The organism is Saccharothrix sp. NBAS 001 (assembly GCF_056640475.1).
Genome location: NZ_CM153251.1, coordinates 9,177,459 through 9,197,258, shown reverse-complemented (window position 1 = coordinate 9,197,258; position 19,800 = coordinate 9,177,459). Strand labels below are relative to the sequence as shown.

The 19,800-nt window shown below is 73.3% G+C and carries 18 protein-coding genes; 4 read left to right on the top strand and 14 right to left on the bottom strand.

Annotation, left to right across the window (positions count from 1 at the left end; translation table 11 throughout):
• Window positions 1-152: 152 nt before the first annotated feature.
• The 4 genes from AC0HI0_RS41170 to ctaD form a co-directional block, all read right to left on the bottom strand.
• Window positions 153-998: an NAD(P)H-binding protein gene (locus tag AC0HI0_RS41170; RefSeq protein ID WP_480928870.1), complete on the bottom strand. Its 846-nt coding sequence runs from the start codon at window positions 996-998 to the stop codon at window positions 153-155.
• 30 nt (window positions 999-1,028) lie between these two features.
• Complete coding sequence (locus AC0HI0_RS41165) at window positions 1,029-1,712, bottom strand: peptidyl-tRNA hydrolase (RefSeq protein ID WP_480934503.1); 684 nt, start codon at window positions 1,710-1,712, stop codon at window positions 1,029-1,031.
• A 14-nt stretch (window positions 1,713-1,726) separates the two neighbouring features.
• Window positions 1,727-2,953, bottom strand: coding sequence for a phosphoserine phosphatase SerB (gene serB / locus AC0HI0_RS41160; protein WP_480928869.1), 1,227 nt, complete (start codon window positions 2,951-2,953; stop codon window positions 1,727-1,729).
• 79 nt (window positions 2,954-3,032) lie between these two features.
• A complete protein-coding gene (ctaD, locus tag AC0HI0_RS41155) occupies window positions 3,033-4,820 on the bottom strand; it encodes an aa3-type cytochrome oxidase subunit I (RefSeq protein ID WP_480928868.1) in 1,788 nt (595 codons plus the stop codon).
• Window positions 4,821-5,422: 602 nt separating this feature from the next.
• On the opposite strand from ctaD, the gene AC0HI0_RS41150 reads away from it, so the two are divergent.
• Both AC0HI0_RS41150 and AC0HI0_RS41145 read left to right on the top strand, forming a co-directional pair.
• The gene (locus AC0HI0_RS41150; RefSeq protein ID WP_480928867.1) at window positions 5,423-6,196 is read left to right on the top strand and encodes a phosphotransferase; all 774 of its coding nucleotides are present in this window, start codon (window positions 5,423-5,425) and stop codon (window positions 6,194-6,196) included.
• A 32-nt stretch (window positions 6,197-6,228) separates the two neighbouring features.
• Window positions 6,229-6,837, top strand: a complete 609-nt coding sequence (locus AC0HI0_RS41145) for an HD domain-containing protein (RefSeq protein WP_480928866.1) — start codon at window positions 6,229-6,231, stop codon at window positions 6,835-6,837.
• Here the strand turns inward: AC0HI0_RS41145 and AC0HI0_RS41140 are convergent.
• From AC0HI0_RS41140 to AC0HI0_RS41110, 7 genes are all read right to left on the bottom strand, one after another.
• Complete coding sequence (locus AC0HI0_RS41140; protein WP_480928865.1) at window positions 6,821-7,384, bottom strand: 1,2-dihydroxy-3-keto-5-methylthiopentene dioxygenase; 564 nt, start codon at window positions 7,382-7,384, stop codon at window positions 6,821-6,823. The genes AC0HI0_RS41145 and AC0HI0_RS41140 overlap by 17 nt on opposite strands.
• Entirely contained in the window at window positions 7,381-7,974 is a 594-nt protein-coding gene (gene mtnB, locus AC0HI0_RS41135; protein ID WP_480928864.1) for a methylthioribulose 1-phosphate dehydratase, read from the bottom strand. Before mtnB ends, AC0HI0_RS41140 begins: the two co-directional genes overlap by 4 nt.
• A complete protein-coding gene (mtnC, locus tag AC0HI0_RS41130) occupies window positions 7,971-8,648 on the bottom strand; it encodes an acireductone synthase (protein WP_480928863.1) in 678 nt (225 codons plus the stop codon). Before mtnC ends, mtnB begins: the two co-directional genes overlap by 4 nt.
• Entirely contained in the window at window positions 8,641-9,651 is a 1,011-nt protein-coding gene (locus tag AC0HI0_RS41125) for a s-methyl-5-thioribose-1-phosphate isomerase (protein ID WP_480928862.1), read from the bottom strand. The genes mtnC and AC0HI0_RS41125 overlap by 8 nt, the downstream gene beginning before the upstream one ends.
• Entirely contained in the window at window positions 9,651-10,775 is a 1,125-nt protein-coding gene (locus AC0HI0_RS41120; protein ID WP_480928861.1) for an acyl-CoA dehydrogenase family protein, read from the bottom strand. Before AC0HI0_RS41120 ends, AC0HI0_RS41125 begins: the two co-directional genes overlap by 1 nt.
• 106 nt (window positions 10,776-10,881) lie before the next feature.
• Window positions 10,882-12,039: a hypothetical protein gene (locus AC0HI0_RS41115; RefSeq protein ID WP_480928860.1), complete on the bottom strand. Its 1,158-nt coding sequence runs from the start codon at window positions 12,037-12,039 to the stop codon at window positions 10,882-10,884.
• A complete protein-coding gene (locus AC0HI0_RS41110; RefSeq protein ID WP_480928859.1) occupies window positions 12,036-13,160 on the bottom strand; it encodes an XRE family transcriptional regulator in 1,125 nt (374 codons plus the stop codon). The genes AC0HI0_RS41115 and AC0HI0_RS41110 overlap by 4 nt, the downstream gene beginning before the upstream one ends.
• 232 nt (window positions 13,161-13,392) lie before the next feature.
• Between AC0HI0_RS41110 and AC0HI0_RS41105 the strand changes: the two genes are divergently transcribed.
• Window positions 13,393-13,566 (top strand): hypothetical protein, encoded by a 174-nt coding sequence (locus AC0HI0_RS41105; RefSeq protein ID WP_480928858.1) that lies wholly within the window; start codon window positions 13,393-13,395, stop codon window positions 13,564-13,566.
• A 59-nt stretch (window positions 13,567-13,625) separates the two neighbouring features.
• Window positions 13,626-14,435 carry a hypothetical protein gene (locus AC0HI0_RS41100; RefSeq protein ID WP_480928857.1) on the top strand — a complete coding sequence of 270 codons (810 nt, stop codon included), beginning with the start codon at window positions 13,626-13,628 and terminating at the stop codon, window positions 14,433-14,435.
• 23 nt (window positions 14,436-14,458) lie between these two features.
• Here the strand turns inward: AC0HI0_RS41100 and AC0HI0_RS41095 are convergent, their stop codons facing one another.
• The 3 genes from AC0HI0_RS41095 to AC0HI0_RS41085 form a co-directional block, all read right to left on the bottom strand.
• Entirely contained in the window at window positions 14,459-15,157 is a 699-nt protein-coding gene (locus tag AC0HI0_RS41095; protein WP_480928856.1) for a S1 family peptidase, read from the bottom strand.
• Window positions 15,158-15,212: 55 nt separating this feature from the next.
• The gene (locus AC0HI0_RS41090) at window positions 15,213-16,997 is read right to left on the bottom strand and encodes a family 20 glycosylhydrolase (protein ID WP_480928855.1); all 1,785 of its coding nucleotides are present in this window, start codon (window positions 16,995-16,997) and stop codon (window positions 15,213-15,215) included.
• A gap of 136 nt (window positions 16,998-17,133) precedes the next feature.
• Window positions 17,134-19,794: an ATP-binding protein gene (locus AC0HI0_RS41085; protein WP_480928854.1), complete on the bottom strand. Its 2,661-nt coding sequence runs from the start codon at window positions 19,792-19,794 to the stop codon at window positions 17,134-17,136.
• Window positions 19,795-19,800: the final 6 nt, after the last annotated feature.

Genomic DNA, 19,800 nt, shown 5'->3' with positions numbered 1-19,800 from the left:
TTGCCGGTCGGGTCCGCCCCGACCGGGGTTGGGGCCGACGAACGCACCACCCTGCCCGGCATCCCGCACGCCGACCCCGGCCACGGCCCGGCGCACGGCTGTTCGGACCACCGCGCCGGAATCGATCATCTGGACGGCTCCGCTGCGCGTGGTCAGCGGAAGTCGGCCACGTGGTCACGGGCCCACCGCGCGTACGACCGGGCCGGGCGGCCCAGCACCCGTGCCACGTCCGGCCACGGCTTGAGCAGCGCCGAGTAGTCGTCGTCGGAGAACCCGTCGCCGGTGGACTCGCCGCCGTCGTAGTTCACCAAGCCCAGCAGCAAGTCGGCGTGCGCGGCGGCGAACCCGCCCAGCGCCCGCATCTCCTCGCGCGCCACCTCGCGGGTCACCACCTCGAACCGCACCGGTTCGCCCAGCGCGGCGGAGATCGCGTCCACCTGGCCGAGGTTGGTGATCGACTCCGGGCCGGTCAGCGTGTACGCCCGGCCGGCGTGCCCGTCCTCCAGCAGCGCCGCCACGGCGACCGCCGCGACGTCCGCCTCGTGCACCGGCACGCCCGCCTCGTCCGGGAACGGGTGGCGGACCACCCGGCGGGCCCGGATCGACGGTGCCCACGCCGGCAGGAGGTTGGCCATGAACCCGCCGGGGCGCACGTGCGTCCACTCCGCGCCGGACGCCTCGACCGCCGCCTCCACCGGGTTCTCGTGCAGCCCGATGGTCACCGCCGCGGCCGACAGGTCGACGATCCGCCGCACTCCGCAGCGCACCGCCTCGGCCGCCACCGCGCCGTCCCCGGCCGGGAACAGGTACATCCGGTCGACGCCGGCGAACCACCCGGCCCGGGGCTCCAGCAGGTCGCCCGCCACCACCTCGACCGACGGCGGCAGGCCGGTCGCGGGCCGCCGTGACAGCACCCGCACCGACTCGCCCGCCGCCACCAGCCGGCCGACCACCTCGCGCCCCACCACACCGGTCGCCCCGGTCACCAGAATCGTCATGACCGGGACGCTACGGACGATGTAGGCAGCTCACGGCCTATACACGGCCACGGTCGCCGTGCCCGGGTCGACCTCGGTGTACCCGGCGTCGCGCACCACCACGACGTCCGGCCGGGCCAGCAGCGCGTCCCACTCGGCCGGGGACGGCGTGCGCACCGCGCACCGGTAGTCCAGCGCGGCCCACTCCTTCAGCGCCTCCTCGGACAGCGTGGGGGCCAGCAGCATGGACGCGTGCCCCACCTGGGCCGCCGCCTTGCCCGCCGTCATCTCCACGCGCGGGTTGAGCCACAGCAGGTGCGCGCCCGGCGGCACCGGGCCGGGCTCGTCCACCGGCAGCTCGCTGCCCGAGATCTGCAACCGGGACAGCTCCTTGGGCACGTCCACCACCCGGGACGGCACGAACGCCCGCACCTCGGCCCGCCCCACCGACAGCGTCACCCCGGGCAGCGCCTGCACGGCCTCCCAGTGCGCGCCGCGCGCCCGGCGCGACACCTTCCGGATCCGGCCGCGCACCCACGCCACCACGTCGTCGTGCCACTCGCCGCCGGGCTCGGCCCTCGGGTCCAGGCACACCGCGATCGCCGCCGCGGCGGCGGCCTCCAGCACGTCGGTCCGGCACGGCGGGTCGGCCCGCTCGATGCGCAGCACGACGGGCATCGCCCGCACCCCCGCCGGGTCCTCCTCGTCGGTCGCGTAGTGCCGGTCCACCAGCATCCGCAGGATCTCGTTCACGGCCGCACCAGCTCCAGCCCGTCCGCCGCGTCCGCCGCCTCCACCTCGGCCCGGGTCACGCCCAGCACGAACAGCACGGCGTCCAGGAACGGGTGCGACAGCGCGGTGTCCGCGACCTCCCGCAGCGCGGGCTTGGCGTTGAACGCGATGCCCAGCCCGGCGGCGCCCAGCATGTCGATGTCGTTGGCCCCGTCGCCGACCGCGACGGTCTGCCCCAGCGGCACGCCCTCCTGCTCGGCGAACCGGCGCAGCGCCACCGCCTTGCCCGGCCGGTCCACGATCTCGCCGACCACCCGCCCGGTCAGCCGGCCGTCCACCACCTCCAGCTCGTTGGCCGCGCAGAAGTCCAGCCCCAGGTCGTCCACCAGGGACCGGATGACCCGGGTGAACCCGCCGGACACCACGCCGCAGCGGAACCCGAGCCGCTTGAGCGTCCGCACGGTGGTGCGCGCGCCCGCGGTGAGTTCCAGCGACGCGGCCACCTCGTCGAGCACCGACTCGTCCAGCCCGGCGAGCAGCCCCACCCGGCGGCGCAGCGATTCGGCGAAGTCCAGCTCCCCGCGCATCGCCGCCTCGGTGATCTCCTTCACCTGCGGCTCCACGCCCACGTGCGCGGCCAGCATCTCGATCACCTCGCCCTGGATCAGGGTCGAGTCCACGTCGAACACCACCAGCCGCTTGGCCCGCCGGGTCAGGCCGGCGCGCTCGACCGCGACGTCCAGGTCCACCCGGACCGACACCTCGGCCAGCGCCTCGCGCAGCGCCGCGTCCGCCTCGCCGGTGTCCCCCGCGACCGAGACCCGCAGCTCCAGGCCGGTGACCGGGTAGTCCGCCACGCCCCGGATCGCGTCGATGTTCGCGCCCAGCGACGCCAGCTTGCGGGCCACCTCGGTGAACGCCCGCGCGGTGACCGGCCGGCCGAGCAGGATCACCACGTGCGTGGACTCCAGCCGCGCGGTGCGCTTGCCGTCCGCGCCGATCTCCACCTCGACGAGCATCGACACCGTCGCCATGGCCTGCTCGACGGACTCCTGCAACCCCTCCGGGTCGTGGCCGGCCGCGACCAGCACGCCGAGCACCAGCCGGCCCCGGATGACGACCTGCTCGACGTCGAGGACGTCGACGCCGTGCCGGGTCAGCACCGCGAACAGCACGGAGGACACCCCCGGTTTGTCCGGGCCGGTGACCGTGATCAGGACAGGCGTCGCGCTCGACTTGCTCACTGGTGGCTCCTCTGCCAGACAGCGACGAGCCCCGACGACCACCGGTCGTCGGGGCTCGTCGTTGAACCTGCCCTGAAGGTTACTTGTGGTCGTGCTCGGTGCCCTCCGAAGCTGTGCCCGATTGCACAGCCTGGGCGGCCAGTTCGGACGGTGCGGCCTTCGCCTTGTCGTGCGGGATGGCCTTGCCGGTGAACGTGACGTGCGCCTCTTCGTGCAGGCGCTCGATCATGTGCGGGTAGTGCAGCTCGAACGCCGGGCGCGCGGAGCGGATCCGGGGCAGCTCGGTGAAGTTGTGCCGCGGCGGCGGGCAGGAGGTCGCCCACTCCAGCGAGTTGCCGAAGCCCCACGGATCGTCCACGTGCACGGTCTCGCCGTAGCGGTAGGACTTGAACACGTTCCAGATGAACGGCAGCGTGGACGCGCCCAGGATGTACGCGCCGATCGTGGAGATCGTGTTCAGCGTGGTGAAGCCGTCCGAGGGCAGGTAGTCCGCGTACCGGCGCGGCATGCCCTCGTTGCCCAGCCAGTGCTGGACCAGGAACGTGGCGTGGAAGCCCAGGAACGTGGTCCAGAAGTGCAGCTTGCCCAGCGGCTCGTCCAGCATCCGGCCGGTGATCTTCGGGAACCAGAAGTAGATGCCGGCGAAGGTCGCGAACACGATCGTGCCGTAGAGCACGTAGTGGAAGTGCGCGACCACGAAGTAGGTGTCCGACACGTGGAAGTCGATCGCCGGGGCGGCCAGCAGCACGCCGGACAGACCACCGAAGAGGAAGGTGACGATGAAGCCGATGCTGAACAGCATCGGTGTCTCGAACGTCAACTGCCCCTTCCACATCGTGCCGATCCAGTTGAAGAACTTGATGCCGGTCGGCACCGCGATCAGGAACGTCATGAACGCGAAGAACGGCAGCAGCACCGCGCCCGTGGCGTACATGTGGTGCGCCCACACCGCCACCGACAGCGCCGCGATGCCCAGCGTCGCGTAGACCAGGCCGTTGTAGCCGAAGATCGGCTTGCGGCTGAACACCGGGAAGATCTCGCTCACGATGCCGAAGAACGGCAAGGCGACGATGTAGACCTCCGGGTGCCCGAAGAACCAGAACAGGTGCTGCCACAGGATCACGCCGCCGTTGGCGGGGTCGAACACGTGGGCACCGAGGTGTCGATCGGCGAGCAGCCCCAGCAGGGCGGCGGTCAGGATGGGGAACGCCAGCAGCACCAGCACCGACGTGACCAGGATGTTCCAGGTGAAGATCGGCATCCGGAACATCGTCATGCCGGGCGCGCGCAGGCAGACCACCGTGGTGATCATGTTGACCGCGCCGAGGATCGTGCCCAGACCACCGACCACCAGGCCGGCGATCCACAGGTCGGCGCCCGCGCCGGGCGAGTGGATCGCGTTGGACAGCGGCGTGTAGGCGAACCAGCCGAAGTCGGCCGCGCCACCGGGCGTGATGAAGCCCGCCATCACGATGAGGCCGCCGAACAGGTACAGCCAGTACGAGAACGCGTTCAGGCGCGGGAACGCCACGTCCGGGGAGCCGATCTGGAGCGGCAGCACGAAGTTCGCGAAGCCGAACACGATCGGGGTCGCGTAGAGCAGCAGCATCACCGTGCCGTGCATGGTGAACAGCTGGTTGAACTGCTCCTGGCTGAGGAACTGCATGCCCGGACGGGCCAGCTCGGTCCTCATCAGCATGGCCATCGCGCCGCCCACCATGAAGAAGGCGAACGAGGTGACCAGGTACATGATCCCGATCTGCTTGTGGTCCGTGGTGCGGAACATCCGCAGCAGGAACGAACCCTTGACCGCCTCGCGAGTCCCGAAGGGCCGCGTAGCGATCGGCTGCGGGGCTACGGCCGTCACGGTGCCTCCTGCACTGTCCTGGTTCTGGCGTGACCGAACGGCTGGCCACTCGGCTCCCCGGATCGTAGACGGACCCGTTCAAGGCGGCGCGTCTGGGCCTTGTGCTGGATCAAGCATGGTTGCGCAGCTCACAGTGTTGGATTTGCGCCGCCTGCGGCGGCGCGGGGCGTCGCCGCCTGGAAGTCGGCAGTTCGAGCCTGATTTCCCGGCGATCGAAAAGCGTGATCGCCGGGAAATGAGGCTCGACCTACCGACGCGGCTCCGCGTGTGGGCTGGGAGGGTAGATGCAGGTCAAAGGGCGGAAGACTGAGAAAGGATCGGCTTCTAGGGGGGCTGGAGGCGGCAGGGGGAACAGGGGGCGGCTTCGGCGTGCGGCTCCGGGGGGCGGCCTGGAGGAGTGGCTCCGAGGGGGCGGCCTGGGAGGTGGCTCCGAAGGGGCGGCCTGGGGGGTGGCTCCGAGAGGGCGGCCTGGAGGGGTGGCTCCGAAAGGGCGGTCAGGGGGCGGCGGCTCCGAAGGGGCGGTCAGGGGGCGGCGGCTCCGAAGGGCGGGACTGGGGCGGTAATGGGTGGGTGGGGTGGGGCGGGGTGCCGACAATGCGGTCATGGCGGTCATGGGGACGGCGTTGGAGGCGGTGCGGGTGGTTGGTGGGCGGATGGGGCTGCCTGTGGACGACTTGGTGGTGCTCAAGGACGGGAGCAACCTGCTGGTGCGCCTGCGGCCGGCCGCGGTCGTGGCTCGGGTGGGGGCGGTGACGGCTTCGGTGCGTGGGGACGTGTTCGGGCACTTCGCGCGGGCTGACGCGGTCAGCCGGTTCCTGGCCGGGCGTGGGGTGCCGGTGGTGGAGCCGGTGGGGTCGCCGGTTCGGGAGGGTGGCTGGGTGGTGGCGTTGGCCTCGTACGTTCCGCATTCGCCTGAGTGGACGCCCGATTCTGCGTCTTTTGCTGCTCAGTTGCGCGAGCTTCATCGGGAAATGGCTTGTTTTGCCGATGAACTTCCGGTTCGGGGGCCGTTGGACGACATCGACGCCGTGCTGGCGTTGCTGGGGCGGCCCGCCGAGTTGGTCGAGGCCCGGGACGCGGTGGTGGCCGGGTGGCCCGACCAGCCGGTGCAGGCGCTGCACGGCGATGCCCACCCGCGCAACGTGCTGTTCACCTCCGGTGGCCCGGTGTGGAACGACTTCGAGGACACCTGGCGCGGGCCGGTCGGCTGGGACGTGGCGTGCGCGGCCGGCAGCCGGCTGCTCGACCGCGCCGCGGTGGCCCGCGCCTACCCGGTCGAGCTGCTCGACTACTGGGTCGGGGTGCGGCGGCTGATGGCCCGGTGCTGGGTCGCCGCGTTCGACCTCCACCGGGCCCGGACACCGTCGACGGGCTGAACCGGCGGTTGTGTTCGCCGTACAGTTGACCCGTGCTGGAAGCGTTGTGGGACAAGGCGGTCCAGGTGCTGGGTGGGCGGCCGGGTACGGCGGGTGACCTGGCGGCGCGGTACGCGGAGCCCCATCGCGGCTACCACAACACCGAGCACGTGCTGGCGGTCGCGCGGGACGTCGAACTGCTGGCGGCCCACCGCTCGCGGGCCGAGCAGGCGACGCTGGTCCTGGCGGCGCTGGCGCACGACGTGGTCTACGACGGCAGGCCCGGCGACGACGAACGGGCCAGCGCGGCGTGGGTGGTCGACCGGTTGCGCGCGGCGGGGCTCGCCCCGGACCGGGTCGCCGAGCTGGTGCTGGCGACCATCGACCACGACGCCGGGGACGAGCTGACGGCGCTGCTGATGGACGCCGACCTCGCGATCCTGGGCGCGGACGCCGAGCGGTACGAGAGCTACCGGACGGCGGTGCGGCGGGAGTACGCGCACGTGCCGGACGAGGCGTGGCGGCACGGCCGCGCGCAGGTCCTGCGCGGGCTGCTGGAGCGCGACCCGCTCTACGCGACGGCACGGGCGCGCGACCGCTGGGAGTCGCGCGCCAGGGCCAACCTGGCGGCCGAGCTGGACTCGCTCAGCGGCCGGCCGTGATGGCGTCGAAGGTGGGGAACGACCGGGCGATCTCGCTGCCGGTGAAGTTGCCCACCCAGCCGTCGTCGTCGTGGAAGAACCGGATCGACACGTAGTCCGGGCGGGTGCCCATGTCGAACCAGTGCGTGGTGTGCTCGGGCACGCTGAGCAGGTCGCCGGCCTCGCACAGCACGGCGTGCACCTTCTGGTCCAGGTGCAGGTAGAACACGCCCGAGCCGCGCGCGAAGAACCGGTCCTCGTCGTCGTCGTGGGTGTGCTCGGCGAGGAACTTCAGCCGCGCCTCGCCGGCGGCGGCCAGCCACTCGGGGTCGTCGGACGGGGTCATCTCCATCGCGTCGACCACAACGTAGCCCTCGCTCTCGGTGACCTTCTTCACCTGGTCGGCGTACGCCTCCAGGGCGTTCTCCCGGGTCACGCCGGGCAGGACCGGCCACTGCTCGTAGCGGACGCCGAGCTGCTTGAGCACGTCGGCGATCTCGACCGGGTCCGACGTGCGCACCAGCACGGTCTCGGGCTCGGTGTCCGGCCACACGGTCAGCAACGTCATCGCGATTCCCTCCTCGTCTCGACCTCGAAGCGCAACAGCCACTCCAGGCACTCCAGCCGGTGGCGCGCCTGGCGCAGGTCCGCTCCCCACACGTACACCCCGTGCCGGGCCACGATCAAGGCCGGCACGTCGGCGCGGAACCCGGCCTCGAACGCGTCGCCGAGCACCTTCATGTCCTGGTCGTTCGGCACGACGGGCACCACGACGACGTCGTCGTGCGCACGCCGGCCGAAGCCCTTGAGCATCTCCAGGTCGCGCAGCTCGACGCCGTCGGGCCAGTGCTCGGCGGCCACCACGGGCGCGAGCGCGTGCACGTGGACCACCGCGCCGGCGCCGGACACCGCCGCGATCCGGCCGTGCAGGCCGGCTTCGGCCGAGGGCACCTTGACCGGGTCGTCGGTGCGGCCCTCGGCGTCGACCAGCACCACGTCGTCGTCGGTGAGTTCGCCCTTGTCCTTGCCGCTCACGGTGACCGCGAGCCGCAGCGGGTCGCGGTCGACCACCACGGACAGGTTGCCGGACGTGCCGCGCATCCAGCCCATCGCGGTGTACCGGGCGCACTCGGCGGCGAGCGCCGCGCCGGGCGTCACAGCGCGCCCACCGTCCGGTGTGGACTGAAGTCGGCGTCGCCGTACGGCTCGCCGGGGCGGGCCACGCCCACGGTCCGCCAGCCGGCCTCGGCGGCGGCGTGCAGTTCGGCCGGGACGTCGGAGTAGAAGGTGATGTCGGCCGAGCCGAGCACGGCGGCGATCGCCCGGTACGACGCGGCTTCCCGCTTCGGGCCCGCGTTGACCGTGTCGAAGTGGTGCTCGAACAGGCCGCGCAGGTCGCCGTCGGTGGTGTGGCCGAAGAACGCCACCTGCCCGGCCACCGAGCCGGACGAGAACACGGCGAGCTTGACGCCGTCCTCGTGCCACTTGCGCAGCGCGGGCACCACGTCCGGGAAGAACTCGGCGACCAGGTCGCCCTCGGCGTACCCGCGCTGCCAGATGAGGCCCTGCAACGTCTTGAGCGGCGTGACCTTCTGGTCGGCGGCCATCCAGCCGTGCAGCACGCGCACCAGGTCGGCCGTGCCGAACTCCGCGTCACCGTCCACACCGGACAGTTCGCGGATCTGCCGGACCGCTTCCGCGACAACGGGGTCGTCGCCGTGGTCGTCGATCCACGGCCCGAGCCGGGGCCGGGCGTAGTCGTAGAGCACGACCAGCACCTGGTCGGTCGCGGACAGCGTGCCCTCGATGTCGAGCACGACCCATTCAGTCATGGACTTCCTCGCCGTTGTAGTACTCGTGCAGGCGGTCCGGAGCGTACGCGCCGCGGTCGGTGACCACGGACGACACGAACCGCGGCGGTGTCACGTCGAACGCCGGGTACCAGCCCTTCACCCGCTCGCCCGCGGTGCGCCGGCCCAGCGTGTGCAGCACGTCGTCGCCGGGCCGGAACTCGATCGGCACGTCGGCCGAGGTCGGCGCGAGCCGGTCCGGGGCCTGCACCATGGCCAGGAACGGCACGGCGAACGCGGACGCGGCCACCGCGAGCCCGAGCGTGCCGATCTTGTTGACCACGTGCCCGTCCATGGTGACCCGGTCGGCGGCGGTCAGCAGCACGTCGACCTCGCCCGCCTGGAACGCCGCCGCGCCCATGCCGTCGGTGATCAGCGTGGTGTCCGCGCCCATCTCGACCAGCGTCTCGGCGGTCAGCCGCGCGCCCTGGAGGTACGGCCGGGTCTCGGTGCAGAAGTACCGCAGCCGCTTGCCCAGCGCGTCCGCCGCCTTGACCGTCTCGGTCAGGTAGAGGTCGGCCCAGCAGTGCGTGAGCACCGTGCCCTCGTCGGGCAGCAGGCGCGCGGTGTGCCCGCCCAGCGCCCGGCTGCGGGCGCGGTAGCGCTCGTCGCCGGCGACCGCGCCCGCGAACGCGCCCGCTTCGAGGTCGTCGGACGCGTCCACGCCCGCCAGCACGGCGGCCACCGCCTTGCGCAGGTGGTTGTTGGTGCGCCGGGTCTCGACCAGGAGCTTGCCGGCCCGTTCCAGGTGGGCGCGGGCTTCGGCGCGGGGCAGGCCACGGGCCTCCCGCGCGGCCAGCACCATGCCCCACAGCGCGGCGAAGTACGGGCCGGACGACTGGGTGACCATGTCCTCGATGGCCTTGGCCACCTCGGCGGTCGTCGCGCAGCGCACCCAGGTGCGCTCGAACGGGAAGTTCCGGCGGTCCAGGATGTGCACGCCGTCGTCGGCGAGCCGGACGCTGTGCGCGAGGACCGGTTCCATCAGCTGTACCCGGTGAACGGGGCCCGCTCGCCGGTCAGGAAGTACGCGCCGACCTCGCGCGCCTTGTACGCCACCGGGTCGTGCAGGGTGAGCGTGCGGGCGTTGCGCCAGAACCGGTCGAAGGCGTAGCCGGCCGCCGTCGCGCGCGCCCCGCACAGCTCGAACACCCGGCTGGTCGTCTGGTTGGCGACCCTGGTCGAGACGACCTTGGCCGACGAGATCAGCGCCGCCACCGAAGCCCGCTGCTCGACGGTGAGGTCCGCGCCCCGGTCGCTCGCGTCGCCCAGCGCGTCGGCGGCGTGGTCGGCCAGCAGCCCGGCGGCCTCGACGTCGGAGACCAGCTCGCCGTAGGTGGCCAGGACGTAGGGGTCGGCGGTGGCGGTCTCGACGCCGGAGAGGAACCACGGCCGGGTGGTGGTGCGGGTGTACCGGGCGGCCTCGGCCAGCGCGCCCTCGGCGAGCGCCACGTAGACCTGGGCGAGCACGGCCTGGAAGCCGATCGCGGCCAGCGACTGGCGCGGGCTGGTCTCGTCGTGCGCGCCCAGCACGCGTTCGGCGGGCACGGGCACGTCCTCGAACACCACGCCGCCGCTGGCGGTGAGGCGTTGGCCGATGTTGTCCCAGTCACCGGAGTAGGTGATGCCGGCGGTTTCGGCGTCGAGCGTGAAGGTGAGCTTCTGCCCGGTGTCGGTGCGGGTCGCGCTGACCACCAGCCGGTCCGCGACCGACGCCCCGGTGGCGAAGGTCTTGCGCCCGCTGACGGTGAACCCGTCGTCGGTCGGGGTGAGCCGGAGGGCGGCGTCGAGGGGGTTGCTCACCCCGGCCCAGAACAGGTCGGGGGCCTCGGCGAGCACCGGCGAGTCGAACAGGCCGCGCCGCCAGACCTGGAGGTAGTGGTACCCGAGCAGGTGCCCGACGTTCGCGTCCGCCGCCGCGACCACCCGGGTCACGGCCTGCCGGGTGCCCCAGTCGTCCACCCCCAGCAGCCCGGACCGCCGCAGCGCCTCGACCTCGGCCACCGGCTCGGCCCCCGCCCGATCCCGCTCGGCGGCGTCCACCCGCAACGCCGCGGCGACCTCGTCGGCGACGGTCAGCCACTTCTGCCGACCATCGGTGCTCGTCATCCAACCGCCTCCACGTTCGCTGCTGCCCGGCCTGACGAGGGTAATCGCCCGCCGAGCGCGGACGCTGAGCGTTCCGCCACATGAGAGCCGCGCGGGCCGGCCGGGGCTACGCCGGGACGTGGCGGGCGCGGTCGACCAGGCCCAGCTCGGCCAGGGCCTTCTCCAGGCCGAGCGGCGACGGGCGGTGGTGGCGCTTCTTGGGCAGCAGGCGGGCGTGCAGGTCGGCCAGGTGGGTGCGCCAGCGGACCCGGTCGCCGCGCCACGCCGCCAGGTAGGCCACGTACAGCTCCGGGGTGATGCGCTGGCACCGGCCGCGCGCCGCCTTGAGCGCGACGAGCATCCGGTCCCGCTCGACCGAGCGCGGGCGGGCCGCGACCCGGTCGACGATGTCGCTGATCATGGCCCGCCGGTCGGCGATGAACCGGGCGAAGAAGTACGCGTCCGCGTCCTCCAGCGCGCCGCCGTCGTCCAGCAGCGCGAGCAGGCCCTCGGCCAGGCAGTCGCCGAACTCCTCGGAGCGCGCCCGCTGGTCGTTCGCGAACGGGTCGTACGCCTTCTGCAACGCCTCGCCGACCACGGCCGACGTGCCGATCCCCCGGTCGTCGAGCAGGAAGAACCAGTCCTCGTTGTAGACGTTGGGGAAGAACGACCCCATCAGCGACCGGCCGACGACCAGCGCGCCGCCGCCGATGAACGTGTCCTGCGCGCCGCCGACCTCCCGGTAGGCGTGGCACACCACCGAGTTGTCCGGGAACCCCCGCACGGCCAGCGCCGCGGCGTCGTTGGCGGCCAGCAGGCCGGCGGCGCGGTTGAGGTCCTGCGGGTCGGGCACCGCGATGTCGTCGTCCAGGAACGCGATCCGCTCCCAGCCGGCCACGCCCGCGAGCAGCAGCCCGAGGTTGCGCTTGAGGCTGGTGTCCACCCGGCGCTCGAAGATCGTGCCCGCCAGCATGGTCGTGGTGGCGAACTCGGGCAGCAGCCCGGTGGGCAGCCGGTCGGTGTCCACGGCCACCAGCTCGCCGCCGGGGCGGGCGCGCGCGGCGACCTGGTCGGCCGACGAGTAGCGGCTGCACAGCGCGACCACGACGCACCCCAGCTCGGCGCCCAGCTCCAGGGCCGCGCCGAGGGCGGCCGGGTGCCGCGCGGTCGGCACGACGATCGCGTCGATCCGCGACGTCGGCGCGGTCCCGCCGGTCTGCGTCCGCAGCAGGTCGCGGTGCGATCCGTGGTGCCGGATCACCCGCGGTTCGACGGTGCTGGTCAACCCCGGCCCTCCGGCCACTCGTCGAGGCGGGACTCGGGCAGGTTCCAGTCCGGGGTGACCACCCGCCCGTTGACCACCGACACCCTGGTCAGCACGCTGTAGGCGGCCAGGCCGGGGAAGGTCGCGCGGAGGTACTCCGCGTTGCGGTCGCGGAACCTCTCGTCGGTGAGCGCACGCACCGCGCCGAGGGTCCCCCGGCCGTACATGCCGTTGCAGATCGTGACCGTCCGCTTGTGGTTGAACGGGTTCGGTCCCCGGTAGAAGTGCGCGACGTCCTCGTGCAGCACCTCGCGGTCGCCGTGCCGGCTCAGCTTCGGCGTGAAGATCCGCTCGGTGCCGTCCCGCGCGACGACGAAGCCGCCGGACTCGGACTCGTGGTGCCGGCCGACCTGGCTGACCGGCAGGTCGACCCGGTCCAGCAGCTCGCGGGTGACCACGTTCCAGTCGACCCCGCCGAGCAGCACGAGGTGCGAGGTGTAGTCGTCGGCGGCCAGCCCCGACGCGGTGCGGAAGTGCACCCGGCTGCGCGGGTTGAGCGCGCGGATGTGGCCGTGCAGCTCGATCAGCGCGTCCAGGTCGGCGTAGGTGTACAGCTCGATGTAGTCCGGCTGGGTCGGGTCCGCGTAGGGCATCGCCTCGCGCATCTCCCGGGGCAGCTGGGCCACCACGATGGTGATGTTGTTGCGGTCCGGGAAGTACCAGAACTCGCGCCGGCCGTTGCGGTCGACGTCGGGCGCGCCGCCCGCGTCGAGCTGCTCGGCCTCGCGCAGCGCGGTCAGCTCGGCCAGCAGGTCCTCGCGCGCCGCGCGCTCCTCGGGCTCCAGCTCGGCCACCGGCAGCAGCCGGTACGGGCGGTCGGCCACCGAGCGCCGGGTGGCGAAGAAGGTGGCGTAGGCGGCCAGCCTGCTCAGCGGCGGCACCTTGGGGTGGGTGCGGCTCTCCCAGGACGACAGCAGCGGCACGCTGGCGGGCTTCTCGGCGCTGAACGCCGCCGCGAGGTCCCCCTGGGTGATGACGAGGTCCGGCCAGCGCTCCTCGCGCAACGCCCGCAGGCGGTGCGCCAGTGCAGTGGACTCGCCCGATCCGACCACGTCGCCGCGCCCTTCAGTGAACTTCAGCATACAAGCTGAAGGGGGCAACATACACGATGTGGCGCGGTCACTTCGACCCGATACCCCCCACATACCCCTTGTCAGGCACTTACAGGGACCTTACCCCGAAACTCGCTGAGGTTCACTCAACTTCAGTGAGCTAAGTGAAGTTCACCCAGGAAGCCATCCGGGGGTTGCCATGAACACGCTTGCCTCATTAGCCGATTCCGCCGGCCCCACCGGCTGGACGCCGCTCGTCATCGTGGTCCTGGTCGGGGCGCTGGCCCTGGTCCTGGGCCTGGCCCGGCTGCTGCGCCGGGTCCTGGGCATCCTGACCCGGGTGCTGCTCTCGGCCGGCGCGGCGGTGGCCGGCCTGGCCACCGTGCTGGCCGGCTGCACGGTCCTGACCACGCTGGTCCTGGTCTACATCCGCTGACCGGACGCCTCCCTTCGACTACGGTGTGCGGGCCCGTATCGACCAAGGGGAGTCGCTCGATGGACCTGTCCCGCAGATCGACCCGAGGGGGCACCGCCGTGGCGGCCCCGAGGGCGACCTCGCCCGGCAAGCCCTACGCGCCGAGTCCACACCGGACGTCCACGCCGCACCTGCTGGAAGCCGAACAGCTCATCGGCTACCTGTCGCTGCCCACCTGCCCGCTGGCCAACAACACCTACAAGGACTCCGACCAGCCCAACGTCGTGCGGTGGGGGTCCCCGGGCGACGCGTCGACCTGGTTCAACCAGAGCCAGTGCGCGTCGTTCCTGACCGCCGTGCTGCGGCGGACCTACCGGTGGGCCACGCCGAAGTTCTTCCGGACCCACTTCGGGTCGGCCAGCCCGTTCGCCCGGGACTACCAGGCGGTCTTCGCGGCCGGCGGGGTGCCGCACGTCCGGCCGGTGCGCCGGGTGGTCGACCTGCGCCCCGGCGACCTGGTCGCCGTGGACTACCGCAACGACCAGGACACCAACACCGGGCACGTGGTCATGGTGCGGTCCGTGCGCGGCGCCTACACCTCGCCCGTGGCGAGCCTGAACTTCCCCGGCGAGACCCAGTACGCGGTCGAGGTCGTGGACTGCACCTCCGAGCCGCACGGCCGGCACGGCGTGGGCGGCTACTTCGCGTTCCCGGACAGCCGGATCTTCAACGCCACCGCGCAGACCGCCGGCGCGGGCTTCGGCCACATGATGTTCTACGCCTCCGACGAGACCGGCGAGTTCACCCGGTACCGGTGGAGCGTGAACTCCTCCTCGGCGGGCACCTACCCGGTCGACGACCGCCCGGTGTCGGCGGCCCGGATCGGCTGAGCCGGACCGCCGGGCGGCGCGGGTCAGCCGGTGTGACCGTCGATCCACGTCCGGTGCGCCGCGACGTCCACGAAGATCCACGGCCGGCCCCGGCACGTGCCGGAGTCCCCGCGCGAGGCCACGCCCGCGAGCCGCCACGCCGTGCCGACCCTCTGCACGGCCGGCGCGCCGTCGTCGCCGAGGCACGCGCCGCGCCCGGACCCGCCGACGCAGAAGTCGGCCGGGCCCGCGCCGCACTGCGCGTCCGGCACGACCGGCGCGTCCACCTCGTGCAGGACCTGCGGGCCGGGCGAGCACTGGTCGCAGGTCAGGCCCCAGCCGAGGAGCCGGACCGTGGAGCCGATCGGCACCGACGCGGCGACCGCGACCGGCGGGTGGGTCACCGCCGCCCGCAACTGGAGCAGCGCCAGGTCCGAGGTGGGGTGCTGGACGATCCGCGCGATCTGCGCGAGCGTGCCGCCGGACGCGCGGTTCACCGAGCCGACGCGGGCGGAGAAGCTCGACGTGGACCGGCCGGCGACGCAGTGCTTGGCGGTGGCGACCCAGGTCGGCCGGATCAGCGCGCCGCCGCAGAAGTGCGCGCCGCCCGACGTCTGGAGGGACGCCGCGAACGGGTAGGGCTCGGTGGCGGGGTTGCCGCCGACGACGTAGGGGGCGGGGTCGGCGGTCGCGGCGGGTGCCAGGAGCACCAGCGCCGCGAGGAGTAACAGGGCACGTGTCACCGGGGTGCCTCCTCGGGTGGGCCGGGAGGCGCGGGCGCGCCTCCCGGCGGACGGACTAGACGCGCTGCCAGAGCGCCGGGACGTTGGTCGGCTCCCAGCCCGGCTGCGAGGTGTGCGGTTGGCGGCACCGGTACGTGCCGCCGTTGTAGGTGACCTCGGCGTTGGTCGCGTAACTGGTCCATGGTGCCCAGGAACCCGAGGGGACACCAGTGGTCGTCGTCGTGGTGGTCGTCGTGGTCGTGGTCGTGGTGCCCCCGTTGTCCCAGGGGACCTGCGTCGAGCGGTAGAAGTCGATGCCCAGCGCGGTCCAGCGCGGGGCCTGCGCGCCGAGCCGGACCTTGAACGCGTCCCAGTTGTGCGTCGACCACGGCGACCAGCCCAGTTCGGCGATCGCCGCCAACCTCGGGAACGCCATGAAGTCGACGTGCGCCGGGGTCACGATCGTCTCCGTCCACAGTGGAGCCTCGACGCCCCGGACGGCCGTCTCCGGCACCCCGCTCAGGTGCGTGCCGGGGTTCCAGTTGTAGGCGTCCTGCACCTCGATCATCCCGGCCCAGCTCAGGCCGATCGGCGTGCTCGCGTTGTACTTCATGTCCAGGTACGCCTTGTTGGCCGGGGACATCAGCACCTTCGCGCCACGGGCCACGGCGGCCTGCACGACGGCGTTGGACGTCGTGGTGCCCCAGTACTGCGGCACGGCCGAGGTGTCGGTGGTGGTCTTGACGAACTCGTGCCAGCCCATGGACTTCTTGCCGTACTTGGCGACCAGCGGCAGGACCTTGTTCATGAACGCCTGGTAGTCCTGGTCGGTGGTGGCACTGGCCTCGTCGCCGCCGATGTGGAAGTACGGCCCGGGGGTGATCTCGGCGATCTCCCGGATCACGTCCTCGACGAACTTGTAGGTGATGTCCTTGCCGACGCACAGCGAGCTGTAGCCGACCGCGATGTCCGTGCGCAGGCCGGGCGCGACGCCGTTGCAGTTGAGTTCGGCGTAGGACGCGAGCGCGGCGTTGGTGTGGCCGGGCAGGTCGACCTCGGGGATCACGGTGATCTGCCGGGCCGCCGCGTACGCCACGATCTCCTGGTACTGCGCCTTGGTGTAGTACCCGCCGGCCCCGCCGCCGACCTGCGTGCTGCCGCCGTAGGTGGCGAGCTTCGGCCAGCTGTCGACCACGATCCGCCAGCCCTGGTCGTCGGTGAGGTGCAGGTGGAAGTAGTTGACCTTGTACAGGGCCAGCTGGTCGAGGTACCGCTTGACCGTGCCGACCGGGTGGAAGTGCCGCGCCACGTCGAGCATCGCGCCGCGGTGGGTGAACCGGGGGTAGTCGGTGATGGTCGCGCCGGGCACGGTCCACGGCCCGGTCTGCGGGGTGCCGCTGTCCACCTTGCCGGGCAGCAGCTGGCGCAGGGTCTGCACGCCGGCGAACAGCCCGGCGGCGGTGTTGGCGCGGATGGTGATCGCGGTCGCGGCGACGGTGAGCTGGTAGCCCTGGTCGCCGACGGTCGAGGGCGCGCCGCCGATCAGCAGCGCGACGCCGTCGGCGGGGGTGCCGGCGGTGTCCTCGACCGGGAACGGGTAGCCGGTGGCCGGCCGCAGCACGCCGGCCAGGTAGTCGCCGACGCCGTGCGCCGACGCGGTGGTGTAGATCTTGGTGGTGGCGCCGAGCGTGTGCGCCGCACCGGCCACCGCTTGCACGGAGACCGGGACCGGGACGATGCTCTGCAACGGCTCGGCCGCGACGGCGGGTGCCGGGGTCGAGCTGACGTTCCACACGACGGTCGCGCCGAACACCAGTGCCAGGACGGCGAGCGCGCGCGCCGCCCGTGCTCGGAGTTTCACCGTTGGACCTCCTCGGAGCAGGCGGCGGCCGGTCGGGGTGTCAAGCGTGAACACCCCGGCGAGATCAAGTCAATGGGTCTAGACCACTCGGCGCTTCGGGCATTTCGCCCGCGCCGCCGGCCGGACCTCGACGCCGTCAGCCCGGCAGGTCCAGCCGCCCCAGCTCCACCCGCGAGGCCACGCCGAGCTTCGGGTACGCCTTGTAGAGGTGGTAGCCGACCGTGCGCGGGCTCAGGAACAGCTGCGCGCCGATGTCCCGGTTGCTCAGCCCCTCCGCCGCCAGGCGCACCACCTGGAGTTCCTGCGGCGTCAACGCGCTGAGCGGGTCCCGGCCCGGCTGGGCGTGGCTCTCGCCGGTCGCCCGCAGTTCGGCGCGGGCGCGCGCCGCCCACGGCGCGGTCCCGAGCCGGTCGAACTCCTCCAGCGCCGAGCGCAGGTGCGCGCGGGCGTCGCCGCGCCGGCGGTCGCGGCGCAGCCACTCGCCGTAGAGCAGCCCGGTCCGCGCCCGCTCGAACGGCCGGCCCGACGTCCGGTGCAGCTCCACCGCCTCGGCGTACCAGCGCTCGTCGTCGGTGAGCAGCGCCCGGCAGCGCGCCGCGACCGCGCGGGTCCAGGGCTGGCCGGTGGTCCGCGCCCACTCGGCGTACCAGTCGGCGGCATCCCCGGCCACGTCGGCCTTCCCGGCCCGCACCGCCGCCTCCACGAGGTCGGGCAGGCTGCCGATCGCGTAGAGCCGGTGCGCGCCGGCGGCGACGTCGGCGAGCCGCTCCAGCACCGACTCGTACCGCCCCGCACCCAGGTCCAGCAACGACAGCGCGCACTGCGCGCGGATCGACAGCGGCGGGCCTCCGGTCATGTTCGCGACCAGCTCCCGGCACCGCTGCTCGGCACCCTCGATCGCGGCCAGCTCGGCCAGCACGCTGTGCAGGTACCCGACGCTGAACACCTGGCCGATGTCGTGCGCGAGCCGCAGCCCCTCCTCGGCCGTCGCGCACGCGTCGTGGAACCTGCCCTCGTGCAGCCGGACCCGCGCCAGGTAGGCCAGCGCCCGGGGCAGCACGCCCAGCGCGCCCGCCGCGCGGCACTCCCGCTCCAGGGCGACCGCGCTCTCCCGCGCCGCCCGGTCGTCGCCGAGGATCAGGTTCCACCACGAGACCACCGCGTTGTCGGGCCGACCGGGCCGTCCGACGGCCACCAGCTCGCGCAGCGCCACGAGGGCACCCGCGACGTCCGCGCCCTCCAGCCCCAGCGCGGCCTTCGCCACCGCGCGCACCTCGGCCTCGGCGGGCAGCCCCGCCGACTGGTCGGCGATCGTCCGCACGGCGGCGAAGTCACGGGCCGTCCACGCGCTCTGCGCGGCGTCGAACAACAGCTCCCCCGCCAGCGCGCGGTCGTCGGGCGCGGCGCACTCGGCGGCCCGCGCGAGGGTCGTCGCCGCCTCGGCCGACCGGCCCTGCTCACCGGCCAGCGACGCCCGGATCCGGTACACCCGCACGTGCTCCAGGCGCTCCCGCACCAGCTCGGACGCCTGGTCCGCGAGCACCCCGGCCCGTTCGAACTGCCCCGCCTCCGCCGCCGCCTCGGCCGCCGCGGTCAACCGCCGACCCCGTTGCGCCGCATCGGGAGTCAGCTCCGCGGCCCGCTGGTAGGCCGCCGCCACGGCCGCCGAACCGCCGCGCCCGCGCGCGTCCTCGGCCGACCGCGCCAACGCCGCCGCGACCTCCTCGTCCGGCGCGGTGGTCGCGGCGGCCAGGTGCCGGGCCCGCCGGAACTCGTCGCCCGACGCGCCCGCCAGCGCCCGGTGCACGGCGAGCCGCCGCACCAGTGGCGCGCTCTGGTAGGCCGCCGCGCGGATCAGCGGGTGCCGGAAGGTCAGCCGGCCGTCGTCGGTGCGCAGCAACTGCTTGCGCTCGGCCGCCTCCAGGTCCGCCACGCCCGCGCCCAGCTCCCCGGCCGCCTCGAACACCACGCCCGGGTCGCCGGTGTCGTCGGCCGCCGCGACCAGCAGCAGGTCCCGCGTCCCCTCGGGCAGGGCACCGATCCGGTCGGCGAACGTCTGCTGGATCCGGCTGTGGGTGGGCAGCGCGCCGACCCGGTAGGCGTGCGCGGCGGGCAGGTGGCCCTCCCGCTGCGCGGCCGGGAGTTCCAGCAGCGCCAACGGGTTCCCGCGCGCCTCGGCCGCGATCTGGTCGCGCACGTACCGGGGCAGGTCGGCGGCGTGCTCGTCGAGCAGCGCGGTGGAGTCCCGCGCGGACAGCGCGCCCAGCCGCAGCTCGGGCAGGCCCGGCGCCGGGAACGGCGGGGCGTGCAGGTCGCGCGCGGTGAACACCAGCACCACGCCCTCGGCCTCCAGCCGGCGCGCGGCGAACACCAGCGCGTCCGACGAGCCCGCGTCCAGCCAGTGCGCGTCGTCCACCAGGCACAGCACCGGCCCCTGCTCGGCCAGGTCGGCGAGCAGGGTCAGCACGGCCAGGCCGACCAGGTAGCGGTCCACGCCGTCGGCCGGGGCCAGGCCCAGCGCCGCCCGCAGCGCCGCCGCCTGGTTCGGCGGCAGCCGGTCGGCCCGGTCCGCCACCCGGCCGAGCAGCAGGTTCAACCCGGCGAACGGCAGACCCGACTCGGCTTCGACGGCGACCCCGCGCAGCACCCGGAACCCGTCCGCCGCGATGTGGTCCAGCAGCGCGGACTTGCCGATGCCGGCCTCGCCGCGCACGACCAGCACGCCGCTGCGGCCCGCGCGGGCGTCGGCCAGCAGGCCGGCCACCCGCGCGAGCGCGTCCGAACGCCCGTGCAGCACGTCCCC